6 protein-coding genes are annotated in these 23,233 nt (G+C 40.1%); 1 reads left to right on the top strand and 5 read right to left on the bottom strand.

Annotated features, from left to right (window positions below; genetic code table 11):
• Positions 1–15: 15 nt before the first annotated feature.
• Positions 16–15,351, bottom strand: coding sequence for a right-handed parallel beta-helix repeat-containing protein (locus IPI15_RS17280; protein WP_287421560.1), 15,336 nt, complete (start codon positions 15,349–15,351; stop codon positions 16–18).
• A gap of 969 nt (positions 15,352–16,320) precedes the next feature.
• Positions 16,321–17,091, bottom strand: a complete 771-nt coding sequence (locus IPI15_RS17275; RefSeq protein ID WP_287421558.1) for a LytR/AlgR family response regulator transcription factor — start codon at positions 17,089–17,091, stop codon at positions 16,321–16,323.
• Between the two features lie 1,890 nt (positions 17,092–18,981).
• Here IPI15_RS17275 and IPI15_RS17270 point away from each other — a divergent pair.
• Complete coding sequence (locus IPI15_RS17270) at positions 18,982–20,169, top strand: hypothetical protein (RefSeq protein WP_287405029.1); 1,188 nt, start codon at positions 18,982–18,984, stop codon at positions 20,167–20,169.
• 506 nt (positions 20,170–20,675) lie between these two features.
• Here IPI15_RS17270 and IPI15_RS17265 read toward each other — a convergent pair.
• The 3 genes from IPI15_RS17265 to IPI15_RS17255 all read right to left on the bottom strand — a co-directional run bounded on the left by IPI15_RS17265 (position 20,676) and on the right by IPI15_RS17255 (position 23,220).
• Positions 20,676–20,888: a hypothetical protein gene (locus tag IPI15_RS17265; protein WP_287405028.1), complete on the bottom strand. Its 213-nt coding sequence runs from the start codon at positions 20,886–20,888 to the stop codon at positions 20,676–20,678.
• Positions 20,889–21,132: 244 nt separating this feature from the next.
• Positions 21,133–21,819: a hypothetical protein gene (locus tag IPI15_RS17260; RefSeq protein ID WP_287405027.1), complete on the bottom strand. Its 687-nt coding sequence runs from the start codon at positions 21,817–21,819 to the stop codon at positions 21,133–21,135.
• Positions 21,820–21,930: 111 nt separating this feature from the next.
• Positions 21,931–23,220: a hypothetical protein gene (locus IPI15_RS17255; protein ID WP_287405025.1), complete on the bottom strand. Its 1,290-nt coding sequence runs from the start codon at positions 23,218–23,220 to the stop codon at positions 21,931–21,933.
• Between the last annotated feature and the right edge of the window lie 13 nt (positions 23,221–23,233).

Below are 23,233 nucleotides of genomic sequence, written 5' to 3'. Positions count from 1 at the left end.
GTTCATGATTGATGCTTAAAGTTTTGTGATAATAAATGTTAGACCATTATTTGAATTGGAGGTATCTCCTCCACCTGTACCTGACTCAATATTGACTGAGACATTTTGAGTCCCTTTCCCACCTCCGGATCGACTTAGAATCATGCCTATTTTCAGTACACCACCCGGTGCAATTACGACAGCTGGTTTTGAGGTAAATTTCCAGAATAAACCATCTGATACCATATCAAAGTCATTATTATTGAGCGTATATATATCGCCTAGAATCGTGACAGAAGGAGCTAAATTTTGTGTATTTGTCATTCCTCCAGATGAGAATTTAGTAGTTCTGAAAACTATTGGTGCTGATGTCGCTCCTGTTCCAATATTCCTAATAAATATCACCTGATTTTTAGAGCTAGGATTAATGAACTGTGCAGAAGATATGATGTTTGCCGGAGTAAGATCCGGATAAACACCTACCTCTGTGATAATTACCTGTTCAGGCGCTGTCATACATCCATTGGCATCTTTGACCACCATTTGGTAAGTCCCAGCTATTAAGTTTGTAAACAAACTATCTGTCTGATAAGTAGATCCACCATTCTTGCTGTACATATATGGTAGAGTTCCACCATGTGCATGAACTATAATGGTACCATCATTGCAAGGCTGACACGTTTCATTGGTTAGACTATAGTTAATCACCGACAATACCTGAGGTTGCGTAATATTATAACTGGCAGTAGCTGCGCATTGATTTGCATCCGTCACTGTAACTGAATAAGCACCAATTATCAAACCACTATTGATTGCAGTAGTCGGTCCATTACTCCAGATATAACTGTATGCTGCAGGTCCTACTGTTCCGACCACTTCGATCGATCCGGTACTTCCGCCATTACATAGTACATTCTGAAGTGATACTAAATCTACAACCGGTACAGGATATACTGTGATCGTATTAGTTAATACAGTAGAACATCCACCATAACTAACTGTCACGCTGTATATAGTAGTCGAAGCAGGATTGACCATGATGGAAACCGTTGTAGCTCCTGTAGACCATAGATACGTCGAAGCACCATTGGCACCTGCTACTGTAAGCGTTACACTTTCGGAAGCACATATAGATCCGTCATTGTCAACAGGTCCTCCTGTTTCAGCAACAGTAATTGTTCCAGGAGTGGCACTTACAGGCATTCCTGTAGGAGCAAAATCATTTAACCAAGGACAGAAATCAACTAATGGACTAACATTGACGCCTGTACCTGACCCAACTGAACCAGGTCCTGAATCATCTGTATCATTCCAATAGTTGAGCGTACCATTCACCACATTTGATGATAAGTTCTCTATACCGAAGTTTGAACCTGAAAGGTTGTTATTAGGAGAAGCTGTTACAATACCTGTATTTGCTGCTACCTGAATATCTACCACGTTTGTTGTAAAGTTATTGCCCATGACAGTCGCTGTGGCGTCACTTCCGACGATCCAAACACCTACAGGACTTCCTGTAATAGTATTGGTATTGCCGACAGTGGCAGTTACAGTTGCACTATTTGAATTGGATGGATTATCATGAACTTTGATACCCGCTATGGAAGCTGATGTAATGGCTGTTCCAGTGATCGTTGCTGCAGTATTACCCGCATTTGATCCAGCTGAAGGATATCCTTCAAAGTTGTTGACATTGATACCAATTTCAACTCCTGTGATCGTTCCACCACTGATCAATGGCGCTGATAGATCATTCCAAACAGATATACCCGTCTTAGGAATAGTAATCGCAGTCGCATTAATATTATTATTAGAAACCGTGTGGCCACTTAGATACAAGGAAGAAAGTAGGATTCCAGTCCAATTGGTTGTTTCATTTATATCGTACTTACCTGTGATCGTGTTATTATCCAGCGCATAAGATGAAGCCGTGCCATTGAACAAGTTGTGGAATATACCCAATTTCCTTGCTTCTATGGTATTGTCGCTTATTACTTGTGATGCTATAGTGCCCGGATTAGCCCTTTGGAAATTACCTGTTTGTATACCGATCCTTACATCTGTCATGCAGTTGTCTGTAATGGCTGCATATTGGCTGTTGTACAATAATACTCCACCACCCCAGTTAGGGATAGTTGAAGTGACATCATACGTTCCAAGGTGCCAGAATTTGTTATTAGAGATCACATGACCTGAAGTAGCCGGTGCACTAAATGAAGCTCCATAAAGCGTAACTCCGAAATAAGATAAATTCTGGAATATGTTGTTCTCAACCGTTAGGTTGTTTCTATTATCTGTATATGTAGTAATACCTTCTGCAGCATTTATGTCAGCACCATTTGTACCAAGGAAACCACTAATTAAAGCAGGATTATCACCATCAATGGTAAATCCTGAGATCGTGACATTGGAGGCTTTTACTTGGATCATCTCTAATGTCGCAATAGCATTGGTAGCTGGAACAATGATTGCTTCTGGAACTCTTGTAACACCACATGCATTAATAGCAGCGTTCGGACCATTGATCGTCAATTCTTTAGTTACAGTGATATTTTCAACATATGTACCTGCACCCACTGTGATTACGTTCCCGTTGACAGTATTTGCATCATCGATTGCTTCCTGAATACCACAGAATTGCTCTCCTGTATTTGTATTGGTCACTAGATTACCACTAGGGCAAGAACAAGCTCCTGCCTGAGGCGTGAACCCTACTGCACCCATATCGCTATCAGTACCAATCGTAAGGAATGGACTATACCGTATAGAACCTGTTCCACCTACTCTTGCTGCAACTTGTCCTGGATTATTTGTACCGTACCAGTTACATTCTGCATCGACACGATTGGTGACTGATGGAATCACATATATGTAGTTCTCAGCATCAAATCTTTCCAAATAGTTTTCATTGATAGAAACATTATTTGGATTAGAAGTAGCTGCAACGCCTACTCTGATTAAATTGTAGCGATCCTTATTTGCTGGAGGTGAATAAGACCCCACTTGCACAACTTTGTTGTTATGGATCATTATATTATCACCACTGTCATCGATGCCTATACCAATAGCAAAAGCAGAATAAGCTGTTCTTAGTTCTGTATTGATCTCATTATGGTGGATCTCTGCATTACTTACTTTTAGTCCTCCCGAACCTATCGCTATACCGCCTGATAATGTATTAATTATATTACCTGCCACTTCCACGTTCTGTGTACCATATAGATAAATAGAACCATATGCACTTGTGGAACCGGAAATATCATTGTTCAATATCTTCTGGCCATTACCTTTCAACGGAATTATATTTCCTGAAGACATTGTAATACCATCACCAATCGGATTGAATATGTAATTATTGTGGATACTGTTATTGTTTCCAGCTTCCAACTGAATTCCTTCGTCTGTTGAATTAGCTACTATGTTGTTTTTAAAGTCAATGTTATTCTGTGATGTAATGGCTTTAACAGCATCAGCAGTACCGGAACCACCAGATTGTGTGATCTGGAAGCCATTGATAATGACATCATCAGCTTGAATGTTTACTACTATTACATTTTTCGCAGCAACAATTATTGATTCGTCAAGCCCACCGATAGTTCTTGTAGAACTTGCTGAAGGTCTTGGATCTACTCCTTGCTTAGCACCATTTAAAGTGATGGCCTTATTAACTATAAGGTTCTCATTATAGGTACCTGCACAAACATTGATCACATCTCCAGCAGTTGCAGCATCAATCGCAGCCTGAATAGTAGGATAGAAACCAGGTGTAGTAACATTCTCTACAGGAAGTCCAATCACAGTCGCACTAGTAGTAGTTGTGGAAGCAGCAGCATCCGATACCGTGATTGAATATAGACCAGCAGAAAGATTTATAATAGTATATGGACTAGTTACACCAATCGCTGAACCTCCTGTCCATGCAATATCATAAGGTGAAGTACCTCCTGTCCATGTAACTACTATTTGTCCCGGAACAGCACATGTAGCCGATGTAGGAACAGCGCTTACTATTACTATTGGGCTTCCTGCACAAGCTCCTGTAGGTTGGAAGCCAACTCCCGCACCATCAGCTCCACTAACCAGCCATGGTGAATAAGTAACACTACCTGAAATCATAGCAGCAATAGAGCCTGATGCTACAGTACCATACCAGTTGCATGTAGCATTTAAGGTCGATGCGGACTGGTTGTTGATCGCAAACCCAACGTTCCCGGAAAGATCATTGCTATGCACTTCACTTAATGTCCCAGCATCAGCTGCAAGTTGTATTCCGTCAGCCACACTATTGATCACATAATTTTCAGTGATTGTAGCAGATCCATTTGACTGGAGTAATATACCTGTATTGTTGCCATCGACAGTATTACGTGTCAATACTACAGGAAGTGTTCCAGAGAAATTCGAACCCGCAATCCACTGGAATCCTACGTTTGCACCTTGTACGGTGTTTTCGGAGTATGTAGTGGTCGTCGATGCGCTTGAATGTGAAGTCACCCGGAAACCACGTTGCAGATTTGTGGCAGGATCGTTTCCTACCCCTGCATTAAGGAATTGATTATTGCTTACAGTAATATTACTTGTATGTGCATGACCATTTTCCCAGAAACCCAGGATGACCTGTGGATTGGCGGATTGAGCGTTTAGTACATTGATGGTATTGCCTGTGATAGCAAGTCCATCATATATACTTCCTCCGCTTGTATTCGATTGCATAGCTACAGTGCTTGAATAATTGGTACCATCGCTGACACCATCGCCAGGTATATTGAATGTATTATTAGAGATGGTTTGATTCGTACCAAAAGAATAGTGCAACCCAATATTCTGATTGACGTCTGCCGGAGCTGCGGTCGTATTAAGATCGGTAGGAATATTAAATATATTGTTGGTTATCGTGGTATTATTATATGCATCCGTTCCACCGGCTCCATTAAACATACCAATAGAAAGATCTAGACCTGAGTAAGTCATGTTTGACAATGTCCATCCTTGATTATCACCTCCGTCAAAGACCAATCCTCCTTCAAGATTCACACCCGGTAAATCGCCAGGTCCATCTATTGAAGCAGAACCTAAACCTATAGGAGCAGTAAATGTGATGCCATTGAGATTAGCAGGGACGAGAATTGAATAGTCATCACCCGCACTAATTACTCCATCATTACCCAAAGACCATGAAGTAGATGCATTCGATTCTGCCCAGTCAAATGAGCCATTAAGATTAATACTCCAGTTATTTTGAACATAATCTACTGCATTTCGAATACGTGTATAGTCATTGTTGATAGCTGACTGTGCTGCATTGATGTCTGTGACATATGCATTCATTGCTTTTACGGTAACAAAGCCAAGACTTTGATTATCGATCTTATGATCAATCTTGTCTTCCAATGCAAATAATTGAGCAAATGTCATTGCTCCAGGAGAGACGCCACCGAATGTATTGTTCTGTGCGTCAAGATTTACTGCCCATGGTGCCATTGTAGTCACCGGCGCAGCTGTCGGTCCTGTCTGTCCATCGAGATAGATATATGTTCCAATGGTTCCGTCGAAATTATTTTCATTTCCAGCAGATCCAAGTGTGAATGAATTGTATACTGGAGCATCATTATCCCCATTGTAGAATGCAAGACCAATACCACCTGGGGCTCCTGAGCCATTGAATGTATTGTTCGTGATGGTCGCTCCGACTACCGGTGGATAAAATCCACTTGCACTGCTGAATTCTTTTGTATCGACCGTGATGTGTCTGTAAGTTGTTGAGGCAGCTATTGGTGTGAAGCTATTACCATTGATGGTAACATTCTGATAATTCTCCAGACTAATACCCCACTCATGTCCTGTAAATGTATTACCCGCTACAGTAGTAGTTCTTGCCGTGTAATTATTTTTAAGACGAAGTGCATTACTATATGTAGAGCCATCAGCTACGTTAAATATATTGTTACTGATGTCAATACTTCCTGCACCTGCATTAGCATCTCCTATCTCTACGCCACCTTGGTTAAATGTATTGCCAGTAATGGTAACATTGCCAGAGCTTGCAAATCTTACTTGAAGATCCTGATTAAGACCTCTTAAGTTATTGCCAGTGAAAGCACCATTAGATTCATCTGAAGATATCGCTGACCGGAAGATTATCGGATAGACCCCTGTTACTGTATTGTTTAGGAAGTTGATCTGATCTACGCCACCTGTAGCAACTCGATAAGCTGCATAATTGACACTGACTGCATTTCGTTCGCCGTAAGGGCCAGCCGGTGTTCCATAAGGATCGATCAAACTATTCTTAACAGTGATCAAGTCGAGCGTTGGTGATGATGCAATAATTGCACTACGCAATGTTGCAAGATTGACTTGGAAATGAATATTATCTATCGTCACACCATCTACAGAAACATCAAACAATGATGGTTTTCCTGTTACTGCTCCAGTGAAATCGACGATAGGTTGAGTCATACCGACACCTGTAATGGTCACTGATTTGTTGACCAACACTTGTTCGTCGTAAGTTCCTGAGCAAACATCAATAAAATCTCCGTTTGCGGCTGCATTAATAGCTGCCTGAATCGTAGCATACGTCGTACTTGTCGTTGTATTCGTGACCGGTTGATAAAGTATTGTAGCACTTGATGTACCCTCTGAAAGATTCGCATCAGTTACTGTGATACCATATAATGCAACAGCAAGACCTGTAATCACATATGGAGATGTCACCATTGATGCTGAACCACCCGTCCATGCAATATCGTAAGGACCTACACCTCCTGTCCAAGTAACCACTATCTGTCCCAAACCGGCACATGTTACCGGTGAAGCAACAGCACTTGATATTACAACCGGACTACCTCCGCATGCAAATGGTACAGGCTGGAAGCCTGGTGTGCCCGGTGCATCATCTGTGCCACTAGTAAGCCATGGAGAATAATTAGTCCCCGCACCAGCAGCAGCCATTACGTTTGCAGCAGTGGAGCTTCCCCACCAGTTGCATTGTAAATTTTCAGTGTAAGTACCAGCCCCCGTTTTAACAATAGGAGTAGCATTTGCCGTGAAAGAGTTGTTATTGGCAACAAGATTATTCGTGAAACCAGGATTTGCTTCCAGTTCCATCAATTGGTCTGTACCTGTGATAAAGTTATTTGTGAAAATGGTATTGTTGACACCATCACCATAGCCGAAAGTTCCGGTGGTGAAATACCCACCATAACTACCGCTTAGTCCCATTCCATTGACAGTATTGCCGGACATGGTTACAGTAGGAGTTGCTCCTAAAGCACCTGTCGTCGTTAATGCCACATGAACATTGGTAATTGTATTGTTGCTAACTACTGTATTTAAGTAAGGAACAAAGACAAATATTCCATAACTACCGGCACCAGAACCGTTTGTTACTGTATTGTTGGTGATAATATCAGCTGTAGATGGACTTCCATCTCCGTTATTATCTGAATGAATTCCGCTGTCACTGTTGCTGACATTATTACCACTAAAAGTGATACCCAATGAATGATTAGCCGCAATCGCGTCGTTTGCATCTGAAACTATGTTGTTGCTGACAGTTCCTGATGATGCCCAGCTAAATATAGCTATTGAACTTATAGATCCGCGCACATTTGACACAGTATTGTCATGCACGTTCATGTTGGCAGTGTACTGAGGATAAATACCTCTTAAGTAGATATTTGAAATAGTAACATTGTTGATCTCAATATTGCTACGCCCTGAAGTACCATCTGCGATGATACCATTTCTGGCATCGATGTCCTGACCGCCGACTACTACACCACTGGTCAATCCAGGGTTGTTTCCATCAATTGAGAAGTCGTGCAGATGTATATTATTCGCTGCTAATTTTATTACGTTGCTTGCGCCGACACAATCTGAACCAGGGCATCCAGGAGGAGTTGCGCCAACTATAGCAGGCATGATGGTCGTCACACCTTGTCCTGCACCGTATATTTCTAATTGTTTATTAACGAGTACATTTTCCTCATATATCCCTGCTGCGGCAGAAATGACATGACCATCCAAAGTGGTTACAGCGTCTATCGCCTCTTGAATTGTACCATAATAGGTATCAATTGTAACATTGTGGACACGGCCAAGGCAACTTGCATAAGTATCATCTGTACTATACGTACTTAGGATATTGTCACCTGTTCCTGTAGCAATAAGTTGTGCCTGAATTGTTGCATAAACTGAACTTCCATGCCAGTTGCAAGTCAAGACTATATCTGACTGACCGGTATTTATTACTGAATATTTACCGCTTACGAGAGCAGAAAGGTCATTGTTAATAAGTACTGCATTGGATGGTCCCGCTACTGACTCGAATGCAAGCATGTGATTAGGCACAGAAACAGTATTGTTTGAAAATGTAAATCCATTCAGCGTAGCAGGATTTGAATTATAAGAAGGTGAATCGTCCCTTACACTTACACTGATGGCAGGTCTGCCACCAGGATAAGAAGATGTACCAGTGGCTCCGCTATTTGTAATTGTAGAATTCGTAATGGTGATGTTTACGAAATCGTCATATTTTAAATTCAGGTCTATACCGGAATTTGAACCATATGTAGGATCAATTCCACAGTTATTTACTGTGATATTATCAAATGTGGCATTTGATAATTTCTCTATATAAATACCCTTTCTTGAGTTATTATCGAATGTCGTATTTGTAATTGATACATTGTTTAGGGCATCAACACCTGCAGAACTATTTGCTACAGATATTCCTTCGACATTATCTTTTATTATTGAATTACTAATGTTCAAGCCATCAATTGTCGCAGCTGTTCCCATTTTGAAACCTATACCGCTTGAAGATATTTCTGATCCACTTAGAACCACATTGGAAAGATTTCCAGATGTGAAGTTGACACCGTAAGTTGTATTTCCTGTGACTACAAGATCTTGAAGTGTGATATTAGATTGATTGGTAGCAAATCTTATCCCTTCTAAATAATTCTGAATCTTCAGATCCTTAATTATTACATTACTTGCAGCTATTGTAAGACCATATCCTACTCCAGTTCCAGTCAAAGTGCTATTACCACCAGATACTCCCTGAATAGTAAGGGCCTTATTTACCACAGAAACTTCGCCTGTGATAGTCATATCAGCTATTTGCAAGACATGACCTGCTGTAGCAGCATCAATCGCAGCTTGTAGAGTACAATAGTAATTTCCGTTATTTAAATTTTGAACAGCAGAAAGACCCGCTGCTCCACTACCACCAAAGGCAGTAGGCACATCACCCAACCATGGACAGTAAGTAACATTGGCAGTCACTGCTGAACCGCTTCCTGAAGCGACACCTGAAGGTCCGTTCGCTGCTCCCCAATAGTTATAAGAAGCATTAATTACACTTGCGCCTTGATTTTCTATGCCATATGTATCTCCTGCAAGATTATTATTAGGTGTAGCGATGACTGAACCTGCTGTAGCCGTAGCCTGAATATCAGTTCCATTATCATCTACTAAACCGTCGAAATTATTTGTATTGACATTGGCTGTGCCGCTGTTGGTAATGCGGACACCGATTCCATTGTCATAAATAGAATTGTTCGTAACAGTGGCATTTCCACCATCTACATCTATACCGATCGCAAATCCATGTATGGACGCAAGATTATTATTTACAACTGCTGTTGCATCCGATCCGGTGACCAGAATACCTGTGGCAGCTCCACTTCCCACGATACCACAATTGCCTGTGACGGTCAATTGAATAGTAGCATTGTTGGTATTTGACGGACTGTCTTTAACGTGCACTGCAGCTATAGTAGAACCTGTAATGCTCACACCATTAATCCTTACTGCACTAGAGCTGGCATCAGAGTTATACCCGTCAAAATTGCTGGCCACGATACCGTAATTACACCCGGTGATATTTCCTCCTGATACCGTAGTAACAGCAGAAGAAGTGCAATTCCAGAAATCTACTCCAGCATATGCACCTGATATGTTATTATTCAAAACACTAACTGCAACGCTGCCACCGATAGAACTTAGTGATATCCCAAGATGAGTAGTCGCTCCTGCGTAGGTATTTATTGTATTACCGATAATATTAAATGTAGAAGCCGAACCATAAATCAGGTTATGGAATATACCTCTTCGTTTTGAAGTGATTGTATTATTTGATAAATTCCTTGAATTCCCGGGATCCATCTGAGAAAAATTACCAGTCTGAATACCACTTCTGACATTGTTAAAGACATTGTCCAAAATACTAGCATAACAGTTGTTGTACAAAATAACTCCAATCTCGTAAGGTGCACTGGTATTTATCTGATCATTGATGTTTTGAATTTTGTTATACGTAATTGAGTTGCCCGATGTTGCAGCTCCTCCATTAGTATAATTATATAAGTCGATACCAGCATAGGTGATGTTTTGAATGATGTTGTAAGAAATGGCAAGATTACTAACACCATCATAAGCACTAATAGCTTCGACAGCATCATTTCCTGATCCAATACCCGGATTGTCACCATTAAATGATAATCCTGTAAGAGTACTACCCGAACCTGCAGTAGTGATGTACATAATATTAACTGCTCCCGGACTATTATAGTCAGGGTCAGAAGTTGCAGGATATAATATTGCTTCAGCTACTCTCATGCCTGAATTCGGATTAATACCTGCATTCGGACCTTGAATGGTTAGTGATTTATTCAAAGTAATGTTTTCATAATAGTTGCCAGCATCCAATGTGATTGTGTTACCATTTGTGGCTGCATTAATAGCTGCCTGGATTGTACAATAATTATTAGCTCCATTGTGGACCGGTCCTACATTGAGGCCTGTCACTGTTGCACTTGCTGTAGCTGTACAACCGTTTACATCAGTGACTGTCACGGTATATGCCCCGGCAACAAGTCCTGTAGCCGGATTTGTAGTTTGTCCATTGCTCCATAAGTAGGTTACAGCGCCTGCATTCATGGTGACATTGGCGAGTACCTGACCGCTATTTACCGGGCAAGATGCAGGTGTCGCATTGGCTGTTGCCATGATCGTACATGCTGGGCACATCTCTGTCGTTTGGAAACCAGTCGTCCCGAGATCAGAATCTGTTCCGCTTGCCAGCCATGGGCTGTAGTTAACCGGACCGGTTATCGCCGCTGCAATCGTCGCCGGTACAGTAGTACCAAACCAGTTACATGTGGCATTAAGCGCACCTGTTCCACCATGATATATTGCTTTGCCAGCTATAAGGCCGGTTATGCTATTATTTGAAACAGTTATGTCTTTGCCGGTGATATTTTCAGTATTCCTTATTGCCACACCGGTATAACCGCCAGTAATTTCGTTATTTGATACTACAACGGCTCCTGTGAATCCTGATCCATATAGTCGAATAGCTCCTCTGTCGGCCGCTTGAGCGAAATTATTAGCATTGTTTATTTTGTTGTTTAAAACACTTGCAGTGCCAATGACATTAGCAAGTTGTATCGCTTGATATCCAGTACCATCTATATTGTTACCAGAAATGTTAACATTAGGTATTGTTTCTAAAAGAATAGCGCCATAGACAACATTAATAAAAGTGTTATCTGTGATGGTAGCCGTGGATGAGTATTTTACTGAAATTGCACTTACATTAGCAACAGCATTTATATCTTGAAATTTATTATCAGTAATGAGGAGATCCGCCCAAGAGGTGTTAGTCCCCGCAAAAATATTATTGGCATTTACAACTAAGTTTTTACTGAAGGTGACGTCAGATGTTTGTGGAAAACTAGTTTCATTTCCATCATGAATCGGCGAACCACCATCAAACTTAAATCCACTTATCGTAACATCTGTGCTACCACTTTTTATAGTAAACGCTCTTCCGGTAGGTAAATTAACCAGGACTGCTTCGGCAACTCTAGTTCCTGTATTTGGAGAGATAGCATTATTCGGACCTAAAATGGTGAGAGATTTAGTAACATTTACTTGCTCGTTGTAAGTACCCGCAGCGACTTCAATCACATCACCATTCACTGTAGCCGCATCACTTACAGCCGCCTGGATAGTATTGAAATAAGTATTCTGCGTGATATTATGTACCGGAAGTGCCGGAGGAATATTATATTCTAAGGTGATGGAATTTGCTCCGTAAGTCACTGTCCAGTCCGCCACATTATAAGGCGCATCGAAGGTAAGGGTAACAAATGCACCACTTACTGTTCCTGTTGTGTTGACGATAGTAAATACGTCATTATCTGCTGGGTTGAAACCCATATATTGCGAAACATGAAGTGTACCTGTAGCAGTGAAATTGCCCGTCACATTGAGCTGGTCGTATTGACCACAAACTGTCGTTCCACCGAGCTCGACATCAAGGGTACTGTTGGTCACATCTCCAATGATGGTAAGGCAGCCCGGTGATGCACCAGGCGCTATGGTACCATTGTTTGTGAATGTTCCATTAATGGTAAGTGTGCCATTTCCTTTTAATGTACTAGAGTTATCTAAAGTCAGATCATCAACCTGTACACTTGATCCAACTATTACAGTGCCATTTGAAATAGATACTTGATCACAAGATTGTGGCACTCCATTGGGGTTCCAATTATTTGGTTCCGAAAAGTCACCGGAAGCAACATTCCAGACATAGGATACGCCTTCATCTATATCGCCATCACAGTCATCGTCCTCGCCATTGCAAATATCTACAGCTCCCGGATGGACTTGATCATTGTTATCGTCGCAGTCTGTATTATTTGCGACACCGCAATTGTCAGGGGCTCCTGCACCATATCCGTCACCATCCATATCAGCATACAATATCTGTGTGTCATCACAGTCGATGCCATTATCTACATATCCGATAGGTGGTGTCAATGAGCATGCCGAAGTCGGATTGTCATTATATCCAAAACCGTCTCCATCTTCATCTATATAATATGTATGTGGAGCTTGAATTCCATTGTTATTGTCATCGCAGTCATTATTATTGGTTACACCACAAGCTATCGGTGCTCCTGCTCCTGCACCATCCATATCGTTGTCGGCATACATCCATTGTGTGTCATTACAGTCATCACTATTGGATACATAACCTACGGGCTGAGCACAAGCTGACTGAGATACGGCAGGATTACCAAAACCATCTGCATCACTGTCCTGATACCAGGGCTGTGAAGGAGTAACGGTTATAACTCTGCATCCGCTCGACCACTGTGCACCACCACAATCAGGTGTGCCTGTAAAGTCCACTAATGCAGCATAAGTATAAGTACCCGCTACATTTTGCTGTGGGAGAGCATATCCGGGGCAACTTCCTCCACCGTCGAAAGTGAGAACAACTTCATCCCATCCCATTGGTACCGGATCTGTTCCGGTAGGGCAAACGGCACTTATGCCTGTGTATCGGTACCAAGTGACAGTTACATCACCTGTGCCTCCCTGAATCTGTGAGTTAGGATCACCGTCCGTATAACAGATATGACCGGGCGTACCGCCTTGACATATCGTTTCATTGGCATCGTTCATAGTACCGTAATTCACAGGGTACAATACCTCAATGTTTACTATTGCTGTTGCATCGTCACAGCTGTTGGTCGCAGTGACGGTATAGTTAGTAGCGGCACCCGGAACTGTAGGAGTTCCTGAAATGATACCCGTATTAACGTCAAGAGACAGTCCTGCAGGTAGCGCAGGATCGACGGAATATGTCAGAGGAGTAGTGGGAGTATTGGAGAAAGAAGGTGTATTGTCTGTGATGGCTGCACCATGACAGTATTGCGCAGAAGAGACTGTATATGAAAGGTCTTCTGGCGCATAGCACGGTGGTGCAGTTGTCGTCCCGTTTGTTGTTGTACCAAATGCAGTTTCAACATTGTCGCCGTTTCTTGCTTTTACTTTAAATGTATAAACTGTACTCGCGGTTAATCCGGTTACAGTTGTGGTGCCCCAAGTAGCGGCGGTTTGCCAAGCTTCAGTAGCACCAAGCGTTCCGTCTGACTGTACATATTGACTTGTGGTGGTTTCGTAGATAGCATATTCAGTTATTGCCGGATTATTATCTCCGATACCAACTGCCACATTTAAAGAGCTTGCTGTGGCACCATTTACTGTTGGCGGTTTAACAACCTTAGCTAATGTATAAAAATTACTTTCGTTGCCATAAAATTTGCCTAAGTTGTTGGTTACAAAAGCACGGTAATAATATTGTGTGTTTGCAGGGAGCGATGTATATGAAGTTGTAAAATCAGCTGTTCCTGTTCCAACAGAATTATTTGAAGTGGGGTTGGGACTTGTACCAAATGATACACCCTTTGCAATTATTGTTCCTCCACCATCAGTTATTGCGGTACCACCCGAGCTGGCAGAAGTTGCAGTAATAGCAGAAGCTGTTGTGGTGGTTACTGTTGGAGCAACTACCACCGCCCACTGTGCATATAATATTGTGGCTGAATTAATTATGATTGGAAAACCATTAATATAAGCTGTGCCGCTGCCATCTGCTGCGGTGTTCCAGTAATCCCATGTAAAGCCGGCTTTTACCAATGATCCATTACCCACCACATTAACTGATGACCCCGCAGGATAAGGACTATCAGGAGCTACCGGTACAGAACCTCCTGTATTGCCATTACCATCGTATGTGAATGGATAAGTGGGTACAGTTCCAGTAACTGAAATATCATCTATCCCCAATCTATCTCTCGACCCGCTAGCGCCCCCAGAAACCCAGTAAATCCATCTTATTTGAATAATAGCTTGGTTATTTGCGCCTACTGGCAGGATTTGACTATAACTAATCCCATTCGCTCGGAGTGGAGTCGAGGTTGTATAAACTGAGGAAATTGGATTGTCAACATTTATCCAAGTACCACTTTCACCAACTCTATATTGAAGGGCAATTGAATTAGTTAAAGAGGCCTGATCTAGAACAGTCCAAGCCACCCAGTTTACATTTATGTTTGTTAACCCTGTAGTGGCTACTTCTAAAATTATTGCACCAGCGGATTGAGAACCAGAAGCAAGCAAAGAAATGCCGTTAACTCCACTTGCCCCTTCAAGGAGATATCCACCAGAATTGTTTGCCCCTGAAACAGGAAGATCTCCATTTCCATCAGAAGTTGTTCTTGTTGTAGGAATAGCTCCTGAAGATGTACCAAATCTATGAATAGCAATAGTTGAGGGTACAGAAGCTTCGCCTGTAAAAGAAAAAGGTATAGAACCTGTGGTTGGGTTGGTCTGTCCCCAGCTCACTCCACCACTCAACATCATCACCATCATCAATGCGACACTCACTATCCATCGTCTGGAAGAGTGATTTATACCTACAATAGCGCTCATCAAGGACTGACCGAAGGTCGTATCAGATGGCATAGCGGCACTGTGCATAGTAGTAAAAGTGTTGGTGTTCATACACTTAGATTTAGAAATGATTGATGTATTTGCTTGGGTGGGCAATAGGGAAAAGGGGAAAGGTCTTAACATGATAAAGAAGTTAAATGCTTAAAAAAGAAAAGTGTGTTTCAAAAAATTGAAGTTTGCGAAAGTAATGCGCATTTTTTCGCGCTTTGCGCCAATGTTACATGACAGGCTTTTTTTGATCATTATGGGCTAAAAAAAGATAATTAGGGATTTTAGGCATTGATAATCAATACATTGCTGATTTTAATATATGTGGGATGTCAGTGGTCAGTGGTCAGTGGTTAGTAGGCAGTGGTCAGAGGTCAGTGGTCAGAGGTCAGTGGTCAGAAATCAGAGGTTAGAAAGCAGAGGTTAGATGATAGACACTAGATTCTAGATGATAGATCTTTGGGGGTTTGGGGTTTGGGGTTGGGGTTGGGTGGAAATTCGGACGGATTTCTAATTTTTTGATTTATTTTAAATGATATCATTTGATGAAATCAATCACCGAAGTTATATTCTGACTTCTAATTTCTGACTTCTGACTTCTGACTTCTCCTATTTAAATAAATTTAGTAGGCTGATAGTCAGATAATTGTAATGCATGTGGATAAAAGACTCCCCCTACCCCCCTCAAAAGGGGGAAATCTACTCAACTGCATTTGCGTTGAACATTTTACACTTCAGGTTATCTTTACGATTTTGGAAGCAAAGCAATACAGGTAGACTAATTTTTGTTTGAGGGTTGGCTTTGATTATGATATTGAGCTCGAATGATAGACTATTGTTATACCTTTCGAATAGTTTCATTTATATTATTGAATATAAAACAGTTTGCTCAATTTCTAATTTCTTAGATTTATTTAAACTATCTCATTTGCTAAAATCAATCATCGAAGTTATATTCTGATTTCTGACTTCTGACTTCTGACTTCTGACGTCTGACTTCTGACTTCTGACTTCTAACTTCCAAACCAATAGCTACGTAAATATATTCATGTGTTGAAGCAAGGTTTTTTTGTATTTCTTCGACAATGGAAGTTCAATATTCTCAATAAATACTGCTTCTGAAGTGACTTTGGTCAGATGGTCTATATTGACAACGTAGCGCTGATGGATCCGTTGGAAATTCTGTGCAGGCAGGTAGTGCTCGACATCTTCCAACTTATTGCGCAGCGGAATTTTTTTAGTTTTTGTGATCAGAAAAACATATACATGGTCACTATGGACATACATGATCTCCTCGAAATAAATTTTCACAATTTCGACACCCGATTTAAAAAATGCATAATTGCGTTTGAGTAAAGTAGGGGCTTTTACATTATTTAATTCCGGGGTATTGTGTTCAATAATTTCGGCTAAGCCGCTTTGATGGATGTTCATATTTGCGTTATTTTTTAAGGTTAATTGAATCATTTTTATTAATTGATTTATTGTAAAAGGCTCATAGATGGTGTTGGCTGGGTGATATTTTGATAGTTTTTCAGCTAGAGTTTTGCTTTCATTCTTGATATAAAATAGGTAAGGAATGTCTAAAGCATTGCTGCTGATAAAATCAAGACACGACATTATATGCGCACTTTTCTTTTCAATCAGGAATAATATCATATCTCCGGGACTAGAATTACAATGATTTATAAATTCTAGATGATCATAGAAGACACTTACCTGATCGTACCCGGACAATTTTAATTCTTCCGCAAGGATATTAGCAGTCTTTGATTTGAGGGTAACAAGCGAGAGATGTATCAATTGGTTTGGTTTTGGTGTTTAAAAATATACATAGATAATCGAGATGAAATTGTAGTTACAACTTCTTCAAAAATATTTATGGTTCAAAATTAGTACTGGAAAAGTCGGTGTGAAATATAACTTTAGTTACATCTACCGGGTGTCTGTTATGTGTCAGATATTTTCATGATTAAGTATGTTATTTGTATGTATGAATTAGTGTAAAAGTGTATATAAGTAGGTAGTATGGACTAAAATATTGTATTTTAAAACATTATCAAATTTTGACGCAGTTGCTAAAATAAGATGCTAAGTTTTAAAACATTAGTATATGTTAAGATCCGTTTATTATTAGTTAAGATAAGATTGCTATTTGTTATTCTATTCACTTTTTTTGCAATTAAAATAATTTATAATTATAGCCTCTTTTGTAAAATATTTCAAAGTGTCTATTTTTAAATTTCCGGTTATCTGGGCAAGTCACTTATGCCTTTTTCCGAGAATACAATTATGATAATTTTATCCTAATTAACCTGTAATAAACTGGTTTAAACTGAAATAAACTGATATTGGAAATTATTAACATAGCATATGTTACTGTATATCTGCTGATTATGCAAAAAGAGTAGCTTCGTGATTTTTATTACTTTTTATTGATTTTTATGGATTTTTATGGATTTTAATGAATTTTAGTTGATGAAAAATTGTGTTTTTGTGCAGATCGAATGTGTTTCTGATAAGTATTGGGGGAAAAAGTGATGAGATGTGGGTTATTATATAGTGTTATTTACTCCTGATTGCTGATGGCTAATGGCTGATGGCTGATGGCTCTGTTGTGGAAGGGAGAGTGATTTTTCTAATTAAGGGTGAAATGGGGATGGGGGGAGGTATCACAGAGTTTCACGGAGGTTGTTGTTTTCCGATTTAGATGGAAGTATTCACTTTGCTAAAGGACATTTTTTGGGAGCTCGGAGGGATTTGTCTTGCAGACTAATGAGGGCTGTATCACAAAGTTTCACAAAGGAAGGGAAGTTTCACAAAGGGGATGAGGGGGGGGTATCACAGAGTTTCACGGAGGTTGTTGATATTTGATTTTCTGGAAGTATCTCTAGTTTTTTTAATTCACTTTGCTAAAGGACATTTTTTGAGAGCACGGAGGGATTTGTCTTGCAGACTAATGAGGGCTGTATCACAAAGTTTCGCAAAGGAAGGGAAGTTTCACAAAGGGGATGGGGGAGGGTATCACAGAGTTTCACGGAGGTTGTTGATTTCCGATTTTGAAGAAGGTAGCCACCTACGGGGCATGTTACACCTCCGACTTACTTGGTTACAAACATTTAACACCTAAAGGCGCCAGGTTTGAGATTATTTAGTCTCTCATTTCCCCCATATATTTTATGAAAATAGGAGTGCAGCGTTTTGGGCCGTAGGTCCTTCCTGTTTGTAACAACGTCTCTTGATATGAAAACTTGCCCCGTAGGTGGCTACCTCACAGAAAGTACCTAGCCGGACAGTTCATGTCGGAGTAATGTAGAATAATCTCGTTTACGCCATGTTTTTTAATGACAGCCTTTTCGAAAACGGCAGATGACTTGAAGGCATCAGCCGGCGCTCCGTAGCATGTTCTTGTTCACACCATCCGACGTATCATTACCATCATATTTCTCAACTCACAAAACAGAGATAAGCTCAAACTTTGGGTCGTCGGATGTTTGCGCGTGCAGACAATGCCAGATTCAACGAAAACGTCAGATGACTTGAAGGCATCAGACGGCGCTCCGTAGGATATTTCTGTTGTCCACGACGGCTCATACATTCTCCAAATCTTTTCGATCAAAAATCCCATTATTTCCAAACCAATAGCATACCACACTCCTTTTTTTATTATGTTTACGTTATACACGAATCAAGATGCGCCTCCACCTGCTGTTCTTTTTATTGTTTTTCTCCAATTATTACCTGTCTGCGCAGATAGTATATAGAGATGCAGGACAAAAAACGGATACTATCGAACTCCGTAATATGTACAGCAAAGCATTATCAGTCCTTGACTCCACCAAGAAAAAAGGTTTCCAGATAGACAGAATGGATATTGTGGAGATTAATGAAACCAAATATCTGATCCCCAATGGAATGTTTGATGTTTACCGGTGGACTAATGGTCAGTGGGACAATATGTACAAAGGTCCATTCCAGGGATTCAACTTCGGTGCTAAGATCTTTGTGCACAAAGACGAGATATATGCTTTCGGAGGATATGGATATTGGAGGAATCATGGACTCATCGTTCGGTTTCTGAGGGATCGTGGAGAGTGGGACGTGTTGCCATTTACTTCAGAATTGCCTTTTTACTACGGTTATCAAAATGCGAAAGGCCTGCATGTATTTAATAATATCAAATCTATGGATCTGAATATCGATGATATGTCCGTAGTTGAAAGTGAAGATATTATGGTCAAAAATATCGTCATGCCCAAGCCAACGCACCTCAACAGCATCGAACTGGAAAATTATTACTACCTCATAGAACAGTTGCCCTACCTCATCGACAAAAGAAATGGCGAGGTGCGTACCACCATTGACATCCCTTTTCGTGGTTATGCCAACAGTGCCGGCAATCTCCTTCATATATACAGTGATCTGATCGATTTCTACTCCAATAATTTAAATAACCACTACACCTTCGACCCTTCTGCAGAAATACAATCGCTAAAGTTGGCAGACACTACTCAAGCTGGGCAGATACCTCTGTGGATTTCTATTTCCGGGGGATTTTTGCTAATAGGATTAGTCAGTTACACATATATAAGATACAAAAAGAAGGGCACAAAAATTGTTGACACCGAAGACATCACCTGGGACAATAGATATATCGATTTACTGCTCACACATTCCGGTAGCACATTGAACATGGAAGAGATCGACGCCATCTTCGGGATCTCCGAACTGACCCCACAGGAAAGCCAAAGATTCAAGCGCCATGCGCTGATCAAAGACATCAACCGGATATATCGCTACAGATTGAACAAGGATCTGATCATCAGGAGGAAGGATACTGGAGATGGGAGGAGGTACGTGTATGAGATTGGCAATGAATAGTGAATAATGAACAGTGAATAATAAGAGCTGGCAGAGGGGGTTTTGAGTAGCTATGGGCGATTTTTTGAGGGAGTCAGTATACAATATTTGTGCATTATCTTCGAAGCTGTTAACGCCGTCTTGGGATAAGAGAATGAGTTTTAACACGGAGATTCACAGAGGTTTTTAATTGTAGCTTGATTCGGCAGTGGCTCTAGTTTTTGAATGCAATTTGCTATTTGAAGTGTTTTTGAGGGGCTCAGAGAGATTTGACTGGTGTCAAATGCGGCACAGATTTAACAGAGTAGCATTTTAGGAAAACACATTTCTCCTGTAATTCGAGTCTGATTTTAGCAATGCCTTAAAATAAAAACAAAAATAAAGTCGCATCTTCCCCTCTTGAGGGGTACGCAAAGCGGGGGGTGTTTTTGCAAGGAGGGCAGAGTTCATTTAGAAATTCTTTGTTTGCTAACACGTAGGAGGGAAGGTTTTCAATTTTATTTCAAGATGAGAGTTGCTTTGGTTTTTTAGATTTCTTTGCTAGTGTTGAATTTTTGAGAGCACAAAGGGATTTGACTGGCATCAAATACTACTCCGATCGGGCTGTATCTATAATTGGAAAGCAACAATAGTTTGCCGATGAATTGTGTCAACGGATCGAAGGATAAAACAGGATAGGACTTCAGTCCCACGCTCATTAATACTTCTTTTTTAAAGTTAATTGAAACGTGTAGGAACATACGGCACATAAGTTTATTATACACGCACGCCTATGTGCCTACATGTTAATTTAAAAAAATTCAAACTCATAGTTTGCCGTTGACTTGTGTCAACGGATTGAAGGATAAGTATGCTAGGAATTGTGCCCCAGGCTCAATCATACTGCTTTTTAAAGTTGATTGAAACATGTAGGAACGTAGGGCACATAAGTTTATTATACCGAAACGCCTATGTTGATAAATGTAATAACTTATGTAATTTTACCTATTCGAGACTAACTCTCTTAAAAATCTTACCTTTATTGTTGGTTAGCGTCGAATAATCCTCATCAAAGACCCAATCCATGGATATATTTTTCTCATCAGATTTGCCTTGTGCATATCTAGAATCAATTGCTCTCCATTTTCCTGAAACTTCCCCCACTAAAATAAAATCATCCAGATTAGATCCTCCATTCATATTATAAACTGATTGATGAAATATTAATCCTTCAAATATTATTATAGAATAAACTTGAGCTTCCTTATTGATGGACTCCCAAATGTATCCATAGGATTTGCCAATTTCAGGGGTTAGTTCCGAATTATCATCGATAAGTTTGCTGCCGGTTTTCACAGGTTTTTTACTCCCCAGGCATCTCTCCTTTAATAGATCCCATTTTCTATTCATATCAGGTCTTTGAGAAAAATTTATTTTTTCCCAATTATCAACTCCTAGCTCCTTACTTATTATATCACGGCAAGCATCTTCTGTTTTCAAATACCATTCTGTATTAACTGGCTCTGATAGACACCTGCAAAGTTCCGGCTCTTCTCCTATTTCTTGACTATTTGAAGAAACAGTATTGACCGTTTTGGAAGGCTTATTTGAGTTTTGATCATTATTTCCACAACCTAATATCCCTATTGAAAAAAAGAATATTGTTACGGCAAGTGTCGATATAATCTTCATAATTGATGTGTTTCGATTTTGATTAATTTGGCAAATTTGATGAATCTAAGTGATGACATGAACCTTGTTGACAAGATTGCCTTAGATATGTGGAACAAAACAATCATGTTATTACCACCACCCAACGTAATTGTGTGTTACACTTTTTGGTTGATTTTTGCCCCAGGCAACCCCGACATCCCTACTGGCATTGATTTTTGCCTTTTCTAAATCATAGCCATGTTTTTCTTTATAAGCCATATTCCTGTTATCTAATCCTCTCTGATTGTCAGCATTCTTCTCTGATATTGACATATTTCTATTATCAAGTCCTCTTTGATTGTCCGCATTCTTTTCTGACATAGTCATATTTCTGTTGTTAATTGAAAACTGATGATAAACGCCATCCTCTTTTAATACCTGATTTCTATTGTATTTTTCATAAGCCATTTCCCATTTTGCTTTAGCGTCCGCCTTCAATTTTGAAGAAATATTTGAAGCCAATTGCTTTGCCTCAGGAGCACATTTTGAATCCGCCGAGACTTCTGACAGATATTGTGCTGTCAATTGAGCATCCATAGTTGCCCAGGCACCCTTGGCCTTGCCCATTGATACCGCACATTTGTGATCTTTTATTTGTTTTATTAAACTTAAAGCATCATTGTAGCACTTTGCATCAGGAAATATTTGAGATAAATAACTAATCGCAGTCGAGTCATTAAAAGTTGCCCAAGCTGCATTGGCTTTAGTGAGATCTTCAGCACATTTATTATCAATGTATCTCTTGAATACATCTTTAGATTTTTCCTGTGCTTTATCGAAACATTCTTTACATACCTCCGGAATAGTAGACAAAATAGCTAATGCCTCTTCAAATTTCTTTTGATTCGCATTGGTCTCAGCCGTTTGAAGTATAAAGTCACATTTAGAATTATAATAAGCTACTATTTTGTTCTTCCCTTCTTCCAAAAATGTTTGATAACGAGGATCTGAAGTTTTTAAGTTTTTCAAAGCTGCCATATATGCTTTTGTTTCTGTCTCTCCAACCCCTTTTAACGAGACCGATGTACTTGAAAAAAGCGTTCCGTCTATACCATCGCCAATATATAATCCCACATCCAAAGTATAGGCATGCATAGGAGGAGCGGTAGGGGTAATATCTTTAGTTAAGACTACAACATTGGCAGTAATAATAAATCTTTGGTCGAGAGAACTGCCACCCATGCCGCATTTGGTTGTGATTTGGTTTAACTTGCTAAGTAAATTTGATTGCGCAGAAGGCGTAAGGCCTTCAATTTGATCAGAAACAACTGAGGTTAAAACAATTCGCGCTGCATCATCTAGCTTTCCCTGACTATTTTGTGCGAATAGATGAAGGCCGTTAAAGATGAAAATTCCAATAAGTATAATGCTTTTAATCATGATAATTCTTAAT

The sequence above is a fragment of the Candidatus Brachybacter algidus genome, assembly GCF_016707225.1.
Classification (GTDB): domain Bacteria; phylum Bacteroidota; class Bacteroidia; order Chitinophagales; family Saprospiraceae; genus Parvibacillus; species Parvibacillus algidus.
Note: the sequence above shows the minus strand (reverse complement) of the source record. Positions and strands in the feature narration are given on the sequence as shown.